Source organism: Falsibacillus pallidus (genome assembly GCF_050990905.1).
Lineage (GTDB): Bacteria > Bacillota > Bacilli > Bacillales > DSM-25281 > Falsibacillus > Falsibacillus pallidus_A.
Map to the genome: position 1 here is coordinate 1,419,876 of NZ_CP158866.1, position 19,978 is coordinate 1,439,853.

The window sequence follows — 19,978 nt, forward strand, 5'->3', positions numbered from 1 at the left end:
GCATCAGAATGATTTTTTATGTAAAATAAGAATGATTGCTTTCTTATGAATAGAGAGGGTTGAAAAAATGAAATTACATACACTTTTGGACTTCTTGCCCTTAGTGAAAGAGAAGCCAGCTGAAAATCCAGAAATACTTTCAGTGGAAAATGATAATCGAAAAGTAAATAAAGGCAGTCTGTTCATTTGCATTAAAGGCTTGACAAATGATGGGCACGCCTTTGCAAAAGATGCTGAAGAAAAGGGTGCAGCTGCTGTCCTGGCGGAAAGGCCCCTAAGCCTCAACATCCCTGTAATCATCGTGAAGGATACAAAAAGAGCCATGGCAGTGCTTGCTGACGCATTTTATGGCCAGCCGACAAAGCAGCTCCATTTGATCGGGATTACAGGTACAAATGGAAAAACGACGACTAGCCACTTAATTGAGCATGTCATGCTTCAATCGGGTTCAAAAACAGGATTGATCGGTACGATGTACGTCCGGATCAACGACCGCATCATTGAAACCAAAAATACAACTCCTGAAAGCCTTACATTACAGCAAACATTTCACGACATGGTCAATGAGAATGTAGATACTGCCATTATGGAGGTTTCATCCCATGCATTGGTACAAGGAAGGGTTCATGGCTGTGACTATGATGTTGCTGTCTTCACCAATCTGACTCAGGATCACTTGGACTATCATAAGACCATGGATGAATACCGCCGGGCAAAAGGGCTATTGTTTGCGCAATTAGGCAACACTTATGACCATGAGAAACCGAAATGGGCCATCTTGAATGCGGATGATTCTGCTTCAGAAGCGTTTATTGCTGAAACAGCTGCACATGTCATGACTTACGGCATAGACAGAGAAGCTGATTTTACTGCAAAGAATATTCAAATGGATGGGAGCGGCATGAAATTCGATTTGAATTATCCTGAGGGAAGTGCAGTTGCCACTTTAAAACTCGTAGGGAAGTTCAGCGTCTATAATGCACTTGCGGCAATGGCAGCCTGCTATGCATCAAAAATACCAATGGACATCATCCTTGCTTCTCTTGAGAAAATGGAGGGAGTCCCCGGCCGATTTGAATTAGTGGATGCAGGACAGGAATATCCCGTCATTGTCGATTATGCCCATACACCAGACAGTTTGGAAAATGTATTGAAGACTGTCGGCCAAATTGCGAAGAACAAGATTTTTGTCGTAGTGGGCTGCGGCGGTGACCGTGATAAGACAAAGAGGCCGTTGATGGCTAAGATCGCCTGCAAGTATGCTACGAATCCGATATTTACATCTGATAATCCTCGAAGCGAGGATCCATTTTCCATCTTGAAAGACATGGAAGCTGGCGTCCCCGGGGAGAACTACGAAGTAATCGAGGACAGAAATGAAGCAATCAGAAAGGCTGTTCAACAAGCGACTGCAGGAGATGTAGTCCTAATCGCCGGAAAAGGCCACGAGACCTATCAAATCGTTGGTGATAAAACCCTTGACTTCGATGACAGGATTGCTGCATTCCAAGCGATCAAGGAAAAAGAATGATGCTGCGATTGAAGGACATCAAAGGAGTATTTCCTCAATCTTCGGGTATAAATGATGAGGAAATGGAGTTTCATTCTGTTTCGATTGATGAATCGAACTGTGGGAAACGATGCTTGTTCGTTTCTCTTGGAGAAGAGCATTCATTAAAAGAGGCCTTAGAAAATGGAGCAATTGCTGCCATTATAAAAGAAGGCGAGGCGATTCCGGCCTATACCCCAAACCATTTTCCCGTATTTCGGGCAGTGGAGCCGATGGCAGCATTTTTTGACATACTGCAGAATTACATCAATAAAAATAGAAAAAAAGAGTGGGAAGATATGACCAAATTTATTTTTTATCGTACAAAACTTCTTAATGATTCAACCATCACATATGATATTGCTGTGGAAATAGACAGGACTGCATTGGTTGATGCCGTTCAATCTCATGTTAGTGCAAGGAGGGGATAAGGATGCTGGGACAATTTCTATTTTTCACAATTTTAATGGCATTCTTCATTACAGTTCTGCTGTCCCCATTTTTCATTCCTTTCCTTAGAAGGTTAAAGTTTGGACAGAGCATCAGGGAAGAGGGGCCTAAATCCCATCAGAAAAAAACAGGGACCCCTACCATGGGAGGAATTGTCTTTTTGATTTCCATCGCGGTATCCACTATTGTGATGTCCGGGAAATTTACTGAACCAAGTTCAAAAACGTTGATGCTGCTCCTGGTGACACTTGGATTCGGAGTGCTTGGATTTCTGGATGACTTCATTAAAGTGGTCATGAAGAGAAATCTTGGCTTGACATCCAAGCAGAAGCTGCTGGGACAGATTGTGATTGCTGCACTATTTTATTTGATTTATCGACAAAGCGGGTTATCTTCTGATCTAAGCATCCCGTTTACAGATATCACGTTCCATCTAGGATGGTTCTATATACTGATTGTCATCTTCTGGCAAGTCGGCTTTTCCAATGCCGTTAATTTGACGGATGGTTTAGATGGACTTGTTTCTGGTACATCAGCAATTGCTTTTGGTGCTTTTGCCGTCTTGGCTTGGAATCAATCGCAATATGATATTGCCATTTTCTCTGTATCTGTCGTTGGCGCCGTTTTGGGATTTTTAGTATTCAATGCCCATCCGGCAAAGGTTTTCATGGGAGATACAGGATCCCTTGCCCTTGGAGGGGCAATTGCCACAGTGGCTATCCTGACAAAATTGGAGCTGCTGCTGGTAATCATCGGTGGAGTTTTTGTCATCGAGACATTATCAGTCATCATTCAAGTCATTTCCTTTAAAACAACTGGGAAACGAGTATTTAAAATGAGCCCCCTTCATCATCATTATGAATTGGTCGGCTGGTCAGAGTGGCGAGTGGTCGTCACTTTTTGGAGTGTTGGGCTGATTTGCGCCATTCTAGGAATATACATTGAGGTGTGGATGTAAGTGAAGAATATAACAAAATATCAATTTAAAAAGGTTTTAGTACTAGGATTGGCAAAAAGCGGTGTGACAGCTGCATCCCTGCTTCATAAATTAGGCGCGTTCGTGACTGTCAATGACAAACGTCCAATTGCTGAAAATCCAGAAGCTCAAGGGCTGCTCGATCAGGGAATCAAAGTCATCTGCGGGGATCACCCAATTGAACTGCTGGATGAAGGGTTTGAACTGATTGTAAAAAATCCAGGTATCCCATACAGCATCCCTCTTGTTGCGGGTGCAATTGACAGGGGCATACCAGTAATCACAGAAGTTGAGCTTGCTTATGAAATCTCCGAAGCCGAATTTATCGGAATAACTGGCACGAATGGTAAAACAACTACGACGACTCTTATTTTTGAAATGTTGAAGCAAGGGGAACGAAACCCTCTTATCGCTGGTAATATTGGAACGGTTGCATCGGAAGTAGCCCAACTTGCAGACGCTGAAAATAAAATTGTGATTGAATTATCCTCATTTCAGTTGATGGGGATCGAACAATTCAGGCCCCGAATCGCTATTATTACAAATTTATATGAAGCGCACCTTGATTATCATGGAGGGCTTGCGGAATATTGGGAGGCAAAAGCCAATATTACCAAAAACCAGACAGCGGAAGACTTCTTAATCATCAATGCGGAGCAGCCGCAGCTGCTTGAAGCTGTGAAGGATACAAGAGCAGCAATCATTCCTTTTTCAACGAAATCCTATTTGGAAGAAGGATGCTCTGTACGTGATGGGCAAATTTTGTTCAAAGGGGAAGAAGTAATGGCTATTGCCGACTTGGCGCTTCCTGGTGAACATAATTTGGAGAATGTGCTGTCTTCCATTGCGGCGGTTAAATTGCTTGGCGTTTCGAACGAAGCAGTCAAAGAGATAATGACAACTTTCACAGGTGTAAAGCATCGGACTCAATTTGTAGCGGAAGTCCATGGGAGAAAGTTCTACAACGATTCAAAAGCTACCAATATATTGGCGACGCGCAGTGCCCTGAAGGCATTCAATAACCCTATTGTCCTTTTGGCGGGTGGACTTGACAGAGGGAATGGATTTGATGACCTGATTCCGGACATGAAGAATGTCAAGGCTATCATTACATTCGGACAAACTGCAGGGAAATTGGAAGAGACAGCCGAAAAAGCAGGAATAAAAGTCATCAAGCGGGTCGATAATGTGGGTACAGCTGTGCCTGCAGCTTTCGAATGCTCTGATGAAGGGGATATAATCTTACTTTCTCCTGCCTGCGCCAGCTGGGATCAGTATAAAACTTTTGAAGTTCGCGGTGATATTTTCATTGACGCAGTGCATAAGCTTATATAAGAGCTTGGCTTATTGGACAAATTAGATCACCAAGGAAAGCAGCAGGTTGTCTGACAGGCTCAAATAATAAGTCTGCAGAGGTGTTAACCGTTGCCATTAAAGAAAACGACCCCTGATATTGTATTGATTATCGCAACACTTTCTTTACTGACCATTGGATTGATCATGGTTTATAGTGCAAGTGCTGTCTGGGCTACATATAAATTCGACGATTCCTTCTTTTTTGCCAAGAGGCAGCTATTGTTCGCAGGTGTCGGTGTGGCAGCGATGTTCTTCATCATGAACGTTGATTATTGGACATGGAAAACATGGGCGAAGTTGATTTTAATCATCTGCTTTGTCCTCCTGCTCGCCGTATTGATCCCTGGCGTCGGAATGGTACGAAATGGATCAAGGAGCTGGATTGGGGTCGGGGCATTTTCCATTCAGCCCTCAGAGTTCATGAAACTTGCCATGATATCCTTTTTAGCTAAATTTCTTTCCGATCGGCAGAAGCTTATCACTTCTTTTAAGAAAGGTCTTGTCCCATCCCTCTCTTTGGTCTTTACAGCATTCGGACTTATCATGCTGCAGCCTGATCTTGGAACGGGAACTGTCATGGTGGGCACTTGTGTCGTCATGATCTTTATTTCTGGAGCAAGGGTTAGCCATTTTGCATGGCTGGGCTTACTTGGACTGGCAGGTTTTGCCGGATTGATCCTCTCAGCCCCCTATCGGATAAAAAGGATCACTTCGTTTTTAGATCCGTGGTCCGATCCGCTTGGCAGCGGGTTTCAAATCATTCAATCGCTATATGCCATTGGACCGGGAGGGTTATTTGGATTGGGGCTGGGTGAAAGCAGACAAAAGTTTTTCTACCTGCCTGAACCGCAGACGGATTTTATCTTTGCCATTCTTTCCGAAGAACTGGGCTTCATAGGAGGAAGTCTTGTCATCCTTTTATTTGCTTTGCTCTTATGGAGGGGGATAAGGATTGCGTTGGGAGCCCCTGATTTATATGGAAGTTTTCTGGCAGTCGGAATCATCTCGATGATCGCCATCCAGGTTATGATCAACATAGGTGTTGTCACCGGGCTGATGCCTGTTACAGGGATCACACTACCCTTTCTAAGCTATGGTGGATCTTCTTTGACGCTTATGCTTATGGCTGTTGGGGTTCTCCTGAATATCAGCCGTTATTCAAAATATTGACAAAGGAAACCCTGATTGGGTTTCCTTTTCAAGTTATTGGAGATAAAATAATGATGATATTACATTTCAATGACATTCTAGTGCGATCAGGACAGGTTCGTTTAGAATATAGTAAGATAGGGTAACAGAAAAACATTGCCTTACATACGCAGTACTTCTTTGCTAAAACTTAATGAGGTGGATTTATGAAAATTGTTGTGAGTGGAGGAGGTACAGGAGGACATATCTATCCTGCCCTGGCCTTGATCCGAACCATTGAGCAAAAACATCCCGGCACTGAGTTTCTATACATTGGAACATCAAAGGGCCTGGAATCGAAACTTGTAACCCGTGAAGGGATCCCATTTAAATCTATTGAGATTACGGGGTTTAAAAGATCCCTCTCATTTGAAAATGTGAAAACCATCATGCGATTCCTCAAAGGTGTGAAGGATAGCAGAAGATATATTAAAGATTTTAAACCGGATCTAGTCATTGGCACAGGCGGATATGTCTGTGGCCCGGTTGTCTATGCTGCAGCTAAAGAAAAAATCCCAACCATAGTACATGAGCAGAACAGTGTACCGGGATTAACCAACAAATTTTTGAGCAGATATGTAGATAAAGTAGCCATTTGCTTTGAAACGGCCAGATCGTTTTTCCCTAAAGAGAAAGTGGAATTCACAGGTAATCCCCGTGCTTCAGAAGTGGCGGGAATTCAAAAACTCGACATTCTGCCAACTCTCGGATTAAAACAGAATCAGCCGACCGTACTTATTTTCGGAGGAAGCAGAGGGGCCAGACCGATCAATGATGCTGTCGTGAAATCATTAGCGTCTTTCGCGAAAAAGGCTTATCAGGTCATTTATATTACTGGGGATGTACATTATGAAAAGGTAAAAGCCGAAGTGGACTTGGTTGGCATGCCGAAAAATGTTGCTGTAGCACCATTCCTTTATAATATGCCTGAGGTCTTGTCTTCAGTGGATTTAGTCGTAGCAAGAGCTGGTGCGACATCCATTGCAGAAATTACAGCATTGGGGGTGCCGAGCATCCTGATCCCGAGTCCTTATGTAACAAATAATCATCAAGAGAAGAATGCGATGGCACTGGTTGAGAAACAAGCTGCCACCATGATCCTGGAAAAAGAATTGACTTCGGGGAAATTGATTAATGAAATTGATAAAATCATACTTGACGAGCCGCTGCAGAAGAAGATGAGTGCAGCTTCAAAAGGCCTTGGAGTGCCTGATTCCTCCGATAGATTGTATCAAGTCATGGTTCAGCTCACTAAATAATAGTGAAAAAATCCATTTCCATCTTTTCTCATGTTTTTTTATGAGATAAAATAGGATGTAAGAAAATAGAATTGCAATGACAAGTCCACATACTTCACAGTAAGACGGTGAAAAATGTTATCTGTCATTTTTTGCGGATTTGGTAAAGGTGGATTGTGATGAAAAAAGGAAATATCGTTTCTCTGGAAGACCGCATTCCGAAAATCAAGCAGCAGAGAAAGCGGAAAGCGAATCGAAGGCTCATCATCCTCCTCTCAATCTTTTTTCTGCTTATAGCTTGCATCGGATATTTTCAATCTTCCATCAGTAAAGTTGGCTCGATCCAAGTAGAAGGCAGCCACTTATTAAGTGAGAAAGCAGTCATCAAAGCGAGCGGGATTTCAAAAGGCATGAATGTATGGGGGATCAATCGGGATCAAACTGTAAAGAATCTTGAAAAACTCCCGGAAATAAAATCTGCCAAAGTAAGTGTCCGTCTGCCTAATTCCTATAAGATCCATGTTAAGGAATACGGCCGGATCGCTTTTCTGTCAAAAGGGACAAGCTTTTATCCTGTTTTAGAAAATGGACGCATCGTTAAAGACGGAGGCAGCAAGACTGTCCGTGTCAACTCACCTCTCCTTACAGATTTCAAAGAGGGAGCGGTGCTGAATGAAATGGTTGAACAGTTGAGGACTTTACCTGACGAAATCATCAATTCCATTTCTGAAATCCAATATGCCCCTAAAAAGACAGATAAATATCATATCACATTATACATGAACGATGGATTCGAAGTGACGGCCACCATTCGCAGTTTTTCGGATAAAATGATTCATTACCCTTCCATCATAAGCCAGCTGGATCCAAATAAAAAAGGAATCATCGACCTTGAAGTCGGCTCCTTCTTTAAAGCTTATGACACAGGAGAGGACAAACAAAATGAAAAAAAAGAAGATAAAAGGTAAGCAGGTCGTCCTTTCCCTTGTCACCCTGGTCCTTGGGTTTATCCTTGCGTTTTCCTATAGTTTAGCGAATAAGGAGAAGAACGGGAATAAAATCTCGGACCGTCAATGGGCGATGGAGGATCAGCTTCGCAACCAAATCATCCAACAGCAGAAAGATAATCGAAAACTGCAAAATGAACTTTTTGAAAAGCAGTCAAAAGTGCTTGATGTTGAAAAAGATTTATCTAAGGAAGAACAAGTTTTTTTCAACCTGGCTGAAGATGCTGAAAAGTACCGGATGTATTTAGGCATGGTGAAAGTAAAAGGTAAAGGGATTGAAGTCACCTTAGAAGATGGCGAATATGATCCCGATGAGGAAAACGTGAATAATTACCTTGTGCATGAACATCATGTTTTCAATGTAATCAATGAATTGTATATTGCAGGAGCAAGTGCAGTTGCAGTCAACGGACAGAGGCTCCAGCATAATTCCTATATTCTCTGCAATGGTCCTGTCATCACAGTAGATGGTGTACAGCACCCTGCTCCATTCACAATCAGTGCCATAGGAGATCCTGCAGTTCTTTCTTCGGCATTGAGCATCACAGGCGGGGTGAAGGACCGGTTAGTGAATGAGAACATCATATTCAAAATGGAAAAGAAAGATGAATTAGTCATGGACCCAATCCTGAGAGGATCATGATTGGAATATGACTATGGTTTTAAAAGAAGGCTTGGTGAAATGGAGTGGCTAAAAAAATTAAAATCAGCTTTACCTTCATCACGATCATCATTGGATTTATGCTGGCCATCCAGTTTCAAACAGTCAAAAAACCTGTGATCAGGGATACAAGGGATATTTGGGAATTAAGGGAAGCACTGTTAAAGGAAAAAGAAACGCAGTCCAAATTGATCAGTGAAATCAGGTCCAATGAAGAAAAGCTGGACAAGTATGAAACAAAGAAAAAAGGAAGCAAAGAGGAAGCCCTCCGAGAAACACTTGATGAATTAAAAAAAGAAGCAGGATTGACAGAAGCTGCCGGACCAGGAATCGTGCTGACTATTGAGCCTGTATACGAAGAAATGCTCCTGGGTAAGACAGTAAAATCCGTTTCGCCGGATTTGCTGAAAAGGCTGGTCAATGAACTGAATATGTACGACGCTTTATACATATCAATCGATGGACAGCGAATTATCAATAATTCGGTCATAAGGGATATCAATGGTGAAACAAAGGTGAATGGGTATGCCATTCATTCTGTTCCCATCGAGGTCAAAGTAATCGCCAAAGATTGGGATACTGCCCAAAAATTATATAATCGAATGAGTGTTTCCAAGTCGGCTGATGATTTCTTCATAGATGATTTAAGGGTGAATATTTCAAAACCGAACAAGAATATTACCATCCCTGCCTATCAAGATATACTAAGGATTCGCTATATGGAGCCTGTTAAAGAAAAAGGAGAGAAATAAGATGTGGCTTCCGATACTCGGGCTCCTCATAGGTGTTATATTGGGGCTGTTGACAGATATCCGCATACCTGATGAATACTCGAATTATTTATCCATTGCGGTCCTTGCTGCCCTGGATACCCTCTTCGGGGGAATAAGGGCACATTTGCAAAATATATATGATGACAAAGTTTTTGTATCTGGATTCTTTTTTAACATTTTGCTGGCTGCAAGTTTAGCTTTTCTAGGGGTTCATCTTGGTGTAGACTTGTATTTAGCAGCCGTTTTTGCATTCGGCGTAAGGCTATTCCAGAACATCGCAGTCATCAGGCGGATCATGATCAGCAAATGGTCGGCCAATTCTCAAGAAAAATCAGAAAAAAGTTGATTTTTTAAAAGGGAATACTTTAGTTTTGCCGAATATCAATAATAGATCATTTGAAATCAAGTGAATTATGCATTTGTTGTTCTAAATATGAAAAAGTCGCAGATTTGTTGAAGGAGGTGCCATAGAGTGAACAGCAATGAAATATATGTAAGTCTTGACATCGGTACATCCACTGTAAAGGTCATTATCGGAGAAATGGTAAATGATGCATTAAACATTATCGGTGTTGGGAACGTTCATTCTGAAGGGATTCGCAAAGGATCCATCGTCGATATAGACGAAACGGTTCAATCTATTAAAAAAGCAGTCGAACAGGCTGAGAGAATGATAGGTATGAATATTGACAAGGTCATTGTCGGAGTTGCCGGCAACCATGTCGCTTTGCAGCCTTGCCACGGGGTGGTAGCCGTATCGAGTGAAAACAGGGAAATAACTGATGAAGATGTAGCAAGGGTAATGGATGCTGCACAAGTGATTTCCATCCCGCCGGAACGTGAAATCATTAATGTCATCCCTAAGCAATTCATCGTGGACGGGCTCGATGAAATCAATGATCCGCGTGGAATGATAGGTGTCAGGCTCGAAATGGAAGGAACAATCATTACGGGTTCAAAAACGATTTTACATAATACACTTCGCTGTGTAGAAAGGGCAGGACTCGATATTACAGATATTGTGCTGCAGCCTCTTGCAGCAGGTTCCATTGCCCTATCCAAGGATGAACAAAATCTTGGTGCAGCGCTGATAGACATAGGTGGAGGTTCCACTACACTGGCAGTATTCGAACAAGGGCATTTAAAGGTCACTTCGGTTCTACCGGTTGGAGGGGAGCATATTACCAAGGACTTGTCCATCGGTCTCCGTACATCAACGGATGACGCAGAAAGAATCAAAGTGAAGTATGGACATGCATTTTATGATCATGCATCCGAAGAAGAAGTTTTTAGCGTACCAATTATCGGAAGTGATCAGCATCAACAATTTAATCAACTGGAGATTTCTGATATCATTGAAGCAAGGCTCGAAGAAATATTCGATTTGGTCCAGCATGAACTGAAAAGACTTGGAGTGAGGGACTTGCCTGGCGGTTATGTTTTGACCGGCGGCATGTCAAGCCTTCCAGGGGTTTTGGATCTAGCTCAGCTCGTATTCCAAAATAGGGTTAGAGTAGCAATTCCAGACTATATCGGTGTGCGCGAATCTCAATATACTACTGCAGTCGGATTGATAAAATATGCACACAAGACTGCTAGATTGCAAGGGAGAAATGTTAGTGCTTCTCCTGTTCCATCAGAAGCTATTGAGAAAAGGCAAGCAAAACCAACTCAAGCAAAGCCAAAGGTAGAAAAACAGCCCGAGGAAAAAATATCAAATAAAATGAAGAAGTTCTTTGGTTACTTTTTCGAGTAGGACATCGAAGCGGAAATCGACGAATTAGGAGGATTTGTCATGTTGGAGTTTGATACAAATTTAGACCAATTAGCAACTATTAAAGTAATCGGTGTTGGCGGCGGCGGAAACAATGCTGTTAACCGAATGATCGAACATGGTGTTCAGGGAGTTGAGTTCATCTCTGTAAATACAGATGCTCAAGCCTTAAACCTTTCAAAAGCAGAAATTAAAATGCAAATCGGTGCAAAATTGACAAGGGGTCTTGGAGCAGGAGCTAATCCTGAGGTAGGTAAAAAGGCTGCCGAAGAGAGCAAAGAGCAAATTGAGGAAGCTCTTAGAGGAGCTGACATGGTATTCGTCACTGCTGGAATGGGAGGCGGTACCGGAACTGGTGCAGCACCTGTCATTGCGCAGATTGCTAGAGATTTGGGTGCATTGACAGTTGGCGTTGTGACTCGTCCTTTCACTTTTGAAGGAAGAAAGCGCCAAACACAAGCAGCCGGCGGAATTTCTGCCATGAAGGAATCAGTAGACACATTGATTGTCATTCCAAATGATAGATTGTTAGAAATCGTTGATAAAAGTACACCTATGCTTGAAGCATTCCGTGAGGCGGATAATGTTCTTCGCCAAGGTGTTCAGGGTATTTCAGACTTGATCGCCGTGCCGGGATTAATCAACCTTGACTTTGCGGATGTAAAAACGATTATGTCCAATAAAGGATCTGCTTTGATGGGTATCGGGGTGGCAACAGGTGAAAACCGCGCCACTGAAGCTGCGAAGAAAGCCATTTCCTCGCCATTGCTTGAAACATCCATTGATGGAGCACAAGGTGTTTTGATGAATATCACAGGTGGAACGAATTTAAGCTTGTATGAAGTTCAAGAAGCTGCAGATATTGTAGCATCTGCCTCAGATCAAGAAGTAAATATGATTTTCGGTTCCGTAATCAATGAAAATTTCAAAGACGAAATCGTTGTGACGGTCATTGCAACAGGCTTTAATGAAGAGGCTGTTCAGCCAAAGCCTACGCGCCCTTCATTCGGACAGATGAAGCCAACCGTTTCTCAAGCTCCAAAAAGAGAGCCTAAACGAGAAGAGCAGCAGCCTGAACCTGCTAGAACATCTTCATCTCAGCCGATGGAAGAAACATTGGATATTCCAACCTTCCTTCGCAACCGAAATCGTCGCAGATAAATTTTTTGAAAAGCGAGTGGTGAAAACCACTCGTTTTTTTTTGTGGTTAAAATTAATAAAACTTACGTACGCTGGTCGGGGCTTTCAGGTCGCTTGCGCTTTTCTTTGTCCAGCTCCAGCGCCCAGCCCCTCGAGTCATAAGCCGTACCTCTACGGAAATCAGGATTTCCTTCGAGTTCCGTCTTATGCTGGTCGGGGCTTTCAGGTCGCTTGCGCTTTTCTATGACAAAATTCGTTGTAATCTTTGAAAATTTCTTGGGTATCCGTTACAAGAACTGACATATTTCAGGCGCAATGTAAGATATACTTCTTGAAAAAGGTAATGGATTGGAGGGGGATGATTGGTCGTATATTTGGACGTCATTTGGCTATTGAATCTGCTTGTGGATAGCATGTTATTATGGCTGACTTCCATACTTCTAAAAAGAAGGGTTAAGTGGTGGAGGATAGGAATAGGAGGATTGATAGGATCCATCTTGATATTTTTGCCCTTGACTCCCATCGGATTTTTAGCGAACAATGCAGCCATCAAAATCTTTTTTTCTTTGGTAATGGTATTTAGTGTCTTTGGCTTCAGTCGAATGAAATCTTACTTTAGCTGCCTGATGACTTTTTATTTTACTACCTTTCTCCTTGGCGGCATTTTAATTGGCACTCATTATCTTCTATCATTTCAGCTTGACTACTCATCTTCGTTATTTTTAGCAAGTATTAAAGGGTTTGGAGATCCGATATCCTGGATTTTCGTAATGTTTGGCATCCCTGCTGCCTGGTATTTTTCCAGGAAAAGAATTGAGACCTTTGAAATGGCTAAAATCGAATATGAGCAATTGGTGAAAGTTTCAATTGAAATAAATCATATTCATATGTCCTTCAATGGCCTGATAGACAGTGGGAATAAACTTTACGACCCCATTTCCAATATGCCGGTGATGATTGCATCGATTATAGGACAGCAGTCTCTTCCAAAAGAAATCATTGAATTGGCCAAAAATCCTGATGGATTCATGGACGGGTCCGTTTCACTCAGCGAAGAGTGGACGGATAAATTGCGATTCATCCCTGCCAAGTCAGTGGGCAAATCGAATCAGCTTCTCACTGCATTCAAACCCGACCGATTAGTGATTTTTAAAGGGGATGAAAGTTGGGTGGTCAAAAAAGGGCTAATATCTTTTACGGATCAAACCCTTTCAGGAGATGGAGAATTCAACTGCATCGTCCATCCCAAGATGGTTTCAGGAATCAGCATCAAAACGGCATCTTAAAGAAGGTAATAATACTATACTCAGCACTTAGCAAAAATAGAAGGAGGAAACAAGTTGAAAAATTTCAGGCTGAAACTCTCGTATTATTGGTATAAGCTCCTAATTAAATTAGGATTGAAAACAGACGAGATCTATTACATTGGCGGCAGTGAGGCATTGCCGCCGCCGCTTTCTAAAGATGAAGAAGAAGTGCTTTTGAAAAAGCTTCCAAATGGAGATAAAGCTGCGCGTTCTTTATTGATTGAAAGAAATTTGAGACTTGTTGTCTATATAGCAAGGAAATTTGAAAACACAGGCATAAATATAGAGGATCTCATCAGCATCGGGACAATTGGATTGATAAAAGCTGTAAATACATTTAATCCGGAGAAAAAAATCAAGCTTGCTACATATGCCTCCCGCTGTATCGAAAATGAGATATTGATGTATTTGAGAAGAAATAACAAAATTCGTTCTGAAGTATCATTTGATGAGCCGCTCAATATTGATTGGGATGGAAATGAACTTCTCCTATCAGATGTTTTGGGGACAGAAGAGGATATAATTACAAAAGACTTAGAAGCAACCGTTGACAGGAAGCTGTTATTCAATGCGCTCCATCAGCTTTCAGACCGTGAAAAACAAATCATGGAGCTTAGGTTTGGGCTGGTTGGCGGAGAAGAAAAAACGCAAAAAGATGTAGCAGATATGCTGGGGATTTCTCAATCCTACATCTCCAGGCTTGAGAAAAGAATCATTAAGCGCCTTAGGAAAGAATTTAATAAAATGGTTTAAAATTGGTGGCTGATATGAAACAAACGTTGAGACAGATGATTTTTCCGGCAAGTAGGAAATAGCGCCGGAAAAATTATCTGTTTTTTTGAATTTTATTATTTTTATTCATGCCAAATATTTTCCTGCTCGATTTGCAGCTTGATACACTTGAATTCCTGAACAATAAAGACATCCATTTTCCATTTTTGAAGCACTCATGCTGTGCATAAATTTCCCTGCCGAGGAGATACTTAACTTTGAACAGCAGCTCCTGTAAGGAGGGAAAAGACTTGACGCGAAATAAAGTGGAAATTTGCGGTGTGGACACATCTAAACTCCCTGTCCTCAAAAATGAGGAAATGAGATTGCTTTTTAAGCAAATGCAGTCAGGGGAACTTTGGGCTAGAGAAAAATTAGTAAATGGAAACTTGCGATTGGTCCTCAGTGTCATCCAGAGGTTTAATAACCGAGGAGAATTTGTGGACGACTTGTTTCAAGTTGGCTGCATCGGATTGATGAAATCAATCGATAATTTCGATTTGGGCCAAAATGTTAAATTTTCCACCTATGCAGTACCGATGATTATCGGGGAAATCCGCCGATATCTTAGGGATAATAATCCTATCCGTGTTTCAAGAAGTTTGAGGGATATTGCCTATAAAGCCCTTCAAGTCCGTGAAAGATTGATGAGTGAAACATCGAGGGAGCCGACTGCTGAAGAAATTGCAAAAGTGCTTGAGGTGGCCCATGAGGAAGTCGTATTTGCATTGGATGCGATACAAGACCCTGTTTCATTGTTCGAACCTATATACAATGATGGGGGGGATCCGATTTTTGTCATGGATCAATTGAGTGATGAAAAAAATAAAGATATCCAATGGATTGAGGAAATAGCCCTAAAGGAAGGAATGCGCAGGTTGAATGAAAGAGAGAAGATGATCATCAGAAAGAGATTTTTCCAGGGCAAGACGCAGATGGAGGTTGCAGAGGAAATCGGGATCTCACAAGCTCAAGTGTCAAGGCTGGAAAAAGCAGCGATTAAACATATGAATAAAAACATTCAATAAGAAAAGCGGAAGTGCCTCAAACAGCCCCGACCAGCATAAGCCGGAACTCGAAGGAAATCCTGATTTCCGTAGAGGTGCGGCTTATGACTCGAGGGGCTAGGAGCTGGAGCTGGACAATAAGAAAAGCGGAGCCGGCTGTTTAGAGGCGCCGAGGTTGGACTGAAGTGCTGCGAGATAAAGGAAACACGATAAGCGAAGCGAATCGATGTTGACTTATCGTAAGCGCGCTGAAGGAAACCTCCCAGCCTCTAGCCGGCGGAGCTGGACAAAATTTCACTCAGAATGTTTATAATAGAAAAATGCCGATGGACTTGCTCCAGCGGCATTTTTCTATTACACATGTTTTCTCACGGATCACGCATATACTTGAATGAGAACAAAAAGGAGAGGGGGATTCCCTTGGTCAGGATCTCTGAATTTCAAATCAAGGATGTCGTAAATATTTCCGATGGGAAAAAATTAGGCAATATTGGGGATATCGAAATCAACTTGGAAACGGGCAAAATAGATGCTATTGTGATTGGTTCAGGAGGGAAGCTGCTTGGGCTGTTTGGGAAAGAGGAAGATATTGTGATTCCATGGAACAATATCGTGAAGATTGGGACTGATGTGATATTAGTCAGGTTCAAAGAGCAAAAATATACACAGCAGCAGTTAAATGAACCTAAGTGATGATATATATGCTGACCGCATGCCGGGCGTATGGTAAACTAAAGAAAATACAAATGGAGGAGCTTTATTATGGGTGAACCATTTGATCGAAAGTTTACAGAATACTACACGCTGTCGGAATGGGTCAGCCGTTTCCCTAATCTAGCTGCAGGTTTTACTTCAAAAGAAGGCGGTTTTAGTACAGGACCTTTCGAAAGCTTGAATATGGGGTTCCACGTGGGAGATGAGTTGGATAAAGTGGTATCTAACCGCAGACAGCTGGCTGAACGACTCGGAACTCCAATCGATAATTGGGTTGGTGCAGAACAGACCCATGGAAATCGAATCGTCAAGGCATCGTTGAGCGACCGTGGGAAAGGTGCAAAGGAATATGCATCAGGCTTCAAAGATACAGACGGATTCTATACAAATGAACCTGGAATTCTTTTGACATTAGCGTTTGCCGACTGTGTGCCATTATTTTTCATTGCCCCTGAACAAGGGTATATCGGTATTGCCCATGCAGGGTGGAAAGGGACAGCAAAAGGAATTGCTTCCGAAATGGTCAGAACATGGATGGCAGAAGGGATTTCACCTGAAGAAATCCAGGTGGCGATCGGCCCATCAATCTGCAGGAATTGCTATGTCGTGGATGACCGTGTTATAAATGAAATGGAAATATGGCTGGATGAATCGGTTGAAAAACCATATAATGAAATCAGTCAAGGGCAGTATTCCATTGACCTTAAAGAAATGAACAGATTGATATTGATAAAATCAGGCATTCCGGCCAACCATATCGAAATGACGCAATTCTGTACAAGCTGTGATTCCCCACATTATTTTTCGCATAGAAGAGATGAAGGGAAAACAGGCAGGATGCTCAGCTTTATTGGCTGGAAAGGAGAATGACTTCATGAAAGTAGCAGAAAATCTAGAGCTGATCGAAAAACGCATTGAAGAAGCGTGCAGGAAATCAGGAAGGAACCGCAGTGAAATCACGATTGTGGCAGTGACCAAGCAGGTTTCTGCTGAACGTGCACAGGAAGCGATGAGAGCTGGTCTCATACATCTTGGTGAGAATAGGGATGAGGGCTTAAACGAAAAATGGGAAGTTCTTGGAGATGAGCCCATCTGGCACTTCATCGGTTCATTGCAAACGAGGAAAGTGAAAAACATCATAGAAAAAGTTGATTACATACATTCCCTTGATAGGATTTCACTCGCAAAGGAAATCGATAAACGGGCAGGCCAGCCGATTAATTGCTTTGTTCAAGTGAATACTTCAGGCGAAGAATCCAAGCATGGACTTGACCCACAAGAGGCAATGGATTTTATCAAACAATTGGACAAGTTTAAAAACATCCATATAATTGGTCTAATGACAATGGCGCCAAACTCAACTGATGAAAAGGTAATTCGAAAGTGCTTCTCAGATTTAAAGGAACTTCAACTGAAAGCCAAAGAGCTGGATCTTGAATACGCCCCATGTACAGAATTGTCAATGGGGATGTCCAATGATTATGGGATTGCCATAGAAGAAGGGGCAACCTATATTCGCATAGGAACATCATTGGTCGGTGCCGCTGAAAATGAACTGGAGGTGTAGTAATGGGACTAAAATCAAAATTTAAAACATTTTTTCTTTTAGATGATGAATATGATGATATGGAAGAAGAAATCATGGAAGAAGAGGCTGAACCGGCTAAACAGCCGATGGTGAAGGCACAGCAAGGAAATGTAAAACAAAATATTGTCAGTCTGCAAAGTGTTCAAAAATCTTCCAAGGTAATATTGGTTGAGCCAAGGGTGTATGCAGAAGCCCAGGAAATTGCAGATCACTTAAAAAATAGGCGGGCTGTTGTGGTCAACCTGCAAAGGATTCAGCATGACCAGGCTAAAAGGATCGTTGACTTTTTGAGTGGTACTGTATATGCCATCGGCGGGGATATCCAAAGGGTAGGATCCAATATCTTTCTTTGCACCCCTGACAACGTAGAGGTTTCCGGAAACATTTCCGAACTGTTCACTGAGGCTGATATAGATGATACGAGGTGGTCCTAGGTAGAATGACATGGTTATTGGTAGCATTAGCAAAACTGGTTCAATTATATTCATGGGCGCTGGTCATATACATTTTGATGTCCTGGTTCCCTAACGCAAGGGAAACAAGTGTTGGACGGGTGTTGACAAGAATTTGCGAGCCTTACTTAGAGCCGTTCAGAAGAATCGTACCGCCTATAGGGATGATCGATATCTCACCAATCGTTGCTTTCATCGTTTTGAATTTGGCGATGAATGGGATTCAACAATTGATCAGGTGGACGATATAAAAGGGAGCTATCTGCTTCCTTTTTTATTTTCCGGAATAGAGGTTGAATAATGACAGATATTTACCAGCATTTTCGTTCAGAAGAAAAAGATTTTGTGGACAGCGTCATCCAATGGCGTCAATATACAGAAACATCCTATGCCCCTAAACTGACTGATTTCCTTGATCCCAGACAGCAATGGATCGTCCAATCAATTATCGGAAAAGATGGAGAAATCAAGTGCTCCTTTTTTGGCGGATACGAACAAGCAGAAAGAAAAAGGGCGTTGATCTACCCATCCTACTATTCACCAAGTGAAGAGGATTTTTTAATCACTGTAGCCGAAATCAATTATCCTCACAAATTCGTCTCCATTGATCATCGAAAAGTATTAGGGAGCTTGATGTCTATCGGACTCAAAAGGGAAAAGTTCGGGGATATCATTGTTTCCGGTGAGAAGGTTCAATTTTTGTCAGTGAAAGAGATGAATGATTTTGTAAGGATGGAGTTTACTCATGTCGGTAAGACCCCAGTAAATGTGGAAGATAAGCCTCTTGCAGACCTGCTCCCGAATCCTGAAGAATGGAAAGAAAGTTCCACTACAGTAAGTTCTCTAAGACTTGATGCAGTCCTCGGGGCCATCATGAATATTTCAAGACAAAAATCCCAGCTTTTGATCCAGTCCGGACATGTCAAGGTCAACTGGAAGATATCAGAACAGACATCATTTCTCTGTGAGGAAGGGGATATGATTTCAGCAAGGGGATTTGGCCGAGCAAAAATTGTGTCGATTGAAGGGAAGACAAAGAAAGATAAATGGCGGATTGTCGTAGGAGTTTTGAAATAATTTTAGAAAATTGCAGGATTTTTCACACAAGTTGTCGAAACATCAGTATAATTGATTTATGAACTAGTGGAGTATTTTTTACAAATAGTAGAAGATAAAGATATTGTGGAGGTGGCAGCATGCCTTTAACACCGTTGGATATACATAACAAGGAATTCAGCAAGGGATTTAGAGGGTATGATGAAGATGAAGTGAATGAGTTCCTGGATCAAATCATTAAGGATTATGAACTCCTCATTCGCGAGAAAAAGGAATTGGAAGAAAAATTAAATTCCATGCATGAACGATTGAGCCATTTTACGAATATCGAAGAGACGCTGAACAAGTCCATCATTGTTGCCCAGGAAGCAGCAGAAGAAGTAAGAAGGCATGCCCAAAAGGAATCCAAGCTGATCATTAAAGAAGCAGAGAAAAATGCAGACAGGATTGTCAACGAATCATTATCAAAGGCAAGGAAGATCGCCATTGAAATTGAAGACTTGAAAAAACAGTCCAAAGTATTCCGCACGCGCTTCAGGATGCTTATCGAAGCACAGTTGGACATGCTTAAAAACGATGACTGGGACAAACTGATGGAATTTGAAATTGATGCATCAGAACTGAAGGTCCTTCAAGAAGACACCTTGACTTGACGAATAACTTCTCTATCACATATAATTTAAAAACATTAATAACAATGATAAACGACGGTGACAGGGACAGTACGATCCAATGATCTTAAGATAAAGCGAGCTGGGGAAGGTGAAAGCCCGGATTAAGATAGTGATCGGAAAATCACCCTTGAGTCCCATCCTCGAACGCTGTTTGATTCATACAGCCTGTAAGGGGTGGCGTTTCATTCGCGATACGAATGTCAAAGTGGGTCGAGGGTAAACTTGATCTATTAGGGTGGTACCACGGGAATAAACCTTCTCGTCCCTTTTCGGGACGAGAAGGTTTTTTGTTTTTTC

At 42.0% G+C, this 19,978-nt stretch carries 22 protein-coding genes and 1 other annotated feature; all 22 genes read left to right on the top strand.

Features of this window, described 5'->3' with window-relative positions; translation table 11 throughout:
• Positions 1-67: 67 nt before the first annotated feature.
• The 22 genes from ABTV07_RS07565 (at position 68) to ABTV07_RS07670 (ending at position 19,660) form a co-directional block, all read left to right on the top strand.
• A complete protein-coding gene (locus ABTV07_RS07565) occupies positions 68-1,531 on the top strand; it encodes a UDP-N-acetylmuramoyl-L-alanyl-D-glutamate--2,6-diaminopimelate ligase (protein ID WP_433749507.1) in 1,464 nt (487 codons plus the stop codon).
• Positions 1,531-1,980, top strand: coding sequence for a hypothetical protein (locus ABTV07_RS07570; RefSeq protein ID WP_433749509.1), 450 nt, complete (start codon positions 1,531-1,533; stop codon positions 1,978-1,980). Before ABTV07_RS07565 ends, ABTV07_RS07570 begins: the two co-directional genes overlap by 1 nt.
• 2 nt (positions 1,981-1,982) lie before the next feature.
• Positions 1,983-2,957 (top strand): phospho-N-acetylmuramoyl-pentapeptide-transferase, encoded by a 975-nt coding sequence (gene mraY, locus ABTV07_RS07575; RefSeq protein WP_433749512.1) that lies wholly within the window; start codon positions 1,983-1,985, stop codon positions 2,955-2,957.
• Positions 2,958-4,310: a UDP-N-acetylmuramoyl-L-alanine--D-glutamate ligase gene (murD, locus tag ABTV07_RS07580; RefSeq protein WP_433749515.1), complete on the top strand. Its 1,353-nt coding sequence runs from the start codon at positions 2,958-2,960 to the stop codon at positions 4,308-4,310.
• A gap of 90 nt (positions 4,311-4,400) precedes the next feature.
• On the top strand, positions 4,401-5,501 hold the full coding sequence (gene spoVE / locus ABTV07_RS07585) for a stage V sporulation protein E (RefSeq protein WP_433749517.1): 1,101 nt from the start codon (positions 4,401-4,403) through the stop codon (positions 5,499-5,501).
• Positions 5,502-5,686: 185 nt separating this feature from the next.
• Complete coding sequence (gene murG, locus ABTV07_RS07590; RefSeq protein WP_433749520.1) at positions 5,687-6,778, top strand: undecaprenyldiphospho-muramoylpentapeptide beta-N-acetylglucosaminyltransferase; 1,092 nt, start codon at positions 5,687-5,689, stop codon at positions 6,776-6,778.
• A gap of 158 nt (positions 6,779-6,936) precedes the next feature.
• Complete coding sequence (locus tag ABTV07_RS07595) at positions 6,937-7,725, top strand: cell division protein FtsQ/DivIB (RefSeq protein ID WP_433749522.1); 789 nt, start codon at positions 6,937-6,939, stop codon at positions 7,723-7,725.
• Positions 7,700-8,407 carry a DUF881 domain-containing protein gene (locus tag ABTV07_RS07600; RefSeq protein ID WP_433749525.1) on the top strand — a complete coding sequence of 236 codons (708 nt, stop codon included), beginning with the start codon at positions 7,700-7,702 and terminating at the stop codon, positions 8,405-8,407. The genes ABTV07_RS07595 and ABTV07_RS07600 overlap by 26 nt, the downstream gene beginning before the upstream one ends.
• 98 nt (positions 8,408-8,505) lie before the next feature.
• Entirely contained in the window at positions 8,506-9,177 is a 672-nt protein-coding gene (locus ABTV07_RS07605) for a DUF881 domain-containing protein (RefSeq protein ID WP_433751148.1), read from the top strand.
• A gap of 1 nt (position 9,178) precedes the next feature.
• Positions 9,179-9,544: a small basic family protein gene (locus tag ABTV07_RS07610; protein ID WP_114743762.1), complete on the top strand. Its 366-nt coding sequence runs from the start codon at positions 9,179-9,181 to the stop codon at positions 9,542-9,544.
• A 126-nt stretch (positions 9,545-9,670) separates the two neighbouring features.
• A complete protein-coding gene (gene ftsA, locus ABTV07_RS07615) occupies positions 9,671-10,954 on the top strand; it encodes a cell division protein FtsA (protein ID WP_433749528.1) in 1,284 nt (427 codons plus the stop codon).
• A 39-nt stretch (positions 10,955-10,993) separates the two neighbouring features.
• On the top strand, positions 10,994-12,133 hold the full coding sequence (gene ftsZ, locus ABTV07_RS07620; RefSeq protein ID WP_433749531.1) for a cell division protein FtsZ: 1,140 nt from the start codon (positions 10,994-10,996) through the stop codon (positions 12,131-12,133).
• A 341-nt stretch (positions 12,134-12,474) separates the two neighbouring features.
• On the top strand, positions 12,475-13,398 hold the full coding sequence (gene spoIIGA, locus ABTV07_RS07625) for a sigma-E processing peptidase SpoIIGA (RefSeq protein ID WP_433749534.1): 924 nt from the start codon (positions 12,475-12,477) through the stop codon (positions 13,396-13,398).
• Between the two features lie 54 nt (positions 13,399-13,452).
• Positions 13,453-14,172, top strand: coding sequence for an RNA polymerase sporulation sigma factor SigE (gene sigE / locus ABTV07_RS07630; protein ID WP_433749536.1), 720 nt, complete (start codon positions 13,453-13,455; stop codon positions 14,170-14,172).
• A gap of 269 nt (positions 14,173-14,441) precedes the next feature.
• Positions 14,442-15,218: an RNA polymerase sporulation sigma factor SigG gene (gene sigG / locus ABTV07_RS07635; RefSeq protein ID WP_433749539.1), complete on the top strand. Its 777-nt coding sequence runs from the start codon at positions 14,442-14,444 to the stop codon at positions 15,216-15,218.
• 399 nt (positions 15,219-15,617) lie between these two features.
• The gene (locus ABTV07_RS07640; RefSeq protein ID WP_433749542.1) at positions 15,618-15,890 is read left to right on the top strand and encodes a YlmC/YmxH family sporulation protein; all 273 of its coding nucleotides are present in this window, start codon (positions 15,618-15,620) and stop codon (positions 15,888-15,890) included.
• 69 nt (positions 15,891-15,959) lie between these two features.
• Positions 15,960-16,781 (top strand): peptidoglycan editing factor PgeF, encoded by an 822-nt coding sequence (gene pgeF / locus ABTV07_RS07645; protein WP_433749544.1) that lies wholly within the window; start codon positions 15,960-15,962, stop codon positions 16,779-16,781.
• Positions 16,782-16,785: 4 nt separating this feature from the next.
• A complete protein-coding gene (locus tag ABTV07_RS07650) occupies positions 16,786-17,478 on the top strand; it encodes a YggS family pyridoxal phosphate-dependent enzyme (RefSeq protein ID WP_433749547.1) in 693 nt (230 codons plus the stop codon).
• Positions 17,479-17,480: 2 nt separating this feature from the next.
• Positions 17,481-17,933 carry a cell division protein SepF gene (locus tag ABTV07_RS07655; RefSeq protein WP_433749549.1) on the top strand — a complete coding sequence of 151 codons (453 nt, stop codon included), beginning with the start codon at positions 17,481-17,483 and terminating at the stop codon, positions 17,931-17,933.
• Positions 17,934-17,938: 5 nt separating this feature from the next.
• On the top strand, positions 17,939-18,202 hold the full coding sequence (locus ABTV07_RS07660) for a YggT family protein (RefSeq protein WP_433749551.1): 264 nt from the start codon (positions 17,939-17,941) through the stop codon (positions 18,200-18,202).
• A 49-nt stretch (positions 18,203-18,251) separates the two neighbouring features.
• Positions 18,252-19,028: an RNA-binding protein gene (locus ABTV07_RS07665; protein WP_433749554.1), complete on the top strand. Its 777-nt coding sequence runs from the start codon at positions 18,252-18,254 to the stop codon at positions 19,026-19,028.
• 119 nt (positions 19,029-19,147) lie between these two features.
• Positions 19,148-19,660: a DivIVA domain-containing protein gene (locus ABTV07_RS07670; RefSeq protein WP_433749556.1), complete on the top strand. Its 513-nt coding sequence runs from the start codon at positions 19,148-19,150 to the stop codon at positions 19,658-19,660.
• Between the two features lie 48 nt (positions 19,661-19,708).
• Positions 19,709-19,951 (top strand) — a binding site (T-box leader).
• Positions 19,952-19,978 lie beyond the last annotated feature (27 nt).

Coding starts and splice junctions, on each gene's coding strand:
- pgeF (WP_433749544.1), top strand. CDS start 15,960: ATGGGTGAACCATTTGATCGAAAGTTTACAGAATACTACACGCTGTCG.
- ABTV07_RS07595 (WP_433749522.1), top strand. CDS start 6,937: ATGAAAAAAGGAAATATCGTTTCTCTGGAAGACCGCATTCCGAAAATC.
- ABTV07_RS07610 (WP_114743762.1), top strand. CDS start 9,179: ATGTGGCTTCCGATACTCGGGCTCCTCATAGGTGTTATATTGGGGCTG.
- mraY (WP_433749512.1), top strand. CDS start 1,983: ATGCTGGGACAATTTCTATTTTTCACAATTTTAATGGCATTCTTCATT.
- ABTV07_RS07660 (WP_433749551.1), top strand. CDS start 17,939: ATGACATGGTTATTGGTAGCATTAGCAAAACTGGTTCAATTATATTCA.
- ftsZ (WP_433749531.1), top strand. CDS start 10,994: ATGTTGGAGTTTGATACAAATTTAGACCAATTAGCAACTATTAAAGTA.
- ABTV07_RS07655 (WP_433749549.1), top strand. CDS start 17,481: ATGGGACTAAAATCAAAATTTAAAACATTTTTTCTTTTAGATGATGAA.
- ABTV07_RS07600 (WP_433749525.1), top strand. CDS start 7,700: ATGAAAAAAAAGAAGATAAAAGGTAAGCAGGTCGTCCTTTCCCTTGTC.
- ABTV07_RS07565 (WP_433749507.1), top strand. CDS start 68: ATGAAATTACATACACTTTTGGACTTCTTGCCCTTAGTGAAAGAGAAG.
- ABTV07_RS07570 (WP_433749509.1), top strand. CDS start 1,531: ATGCTGCGATTGAAGGACATCAAAGGAGTATTTCCTCAATCTTCGGGT.
- ABTV07_RS07670 (WP_433749556.1), top strand. CDS start 19,148: ATGCCTTTAACACCGTTGGATATACATAACAAGGAATTCAGCAAGGGA.
- ABTV07_RS07665 (WP_433749554.1), top strand. CDS start 18,252: ATGACAGATATTTACCAGCATTTTCGTTCAGAAGAAAAAGATTTTGTG.
- murG (WP_433749520.1), top strand. CDS start 5,687: ATGAAAATTGTTGTGAGTGGAGGAGGTACAGGAGGACATATCTATCCT.
- ABTV07_RS07650 (WP_433749547.1), top strand. CDS start 16,786: ATGAAAGTAGCAGAAAATCTAGAGCTGATCGAAAAACGCATTGAAGAA.
- ABTV07_RS07605 (WP_433751148.1), top strand. CDS start 8,506: ATGCTGGCCATCCAGTTTCAAACAGTCAAAAAACCTGTGATCAGGGAT.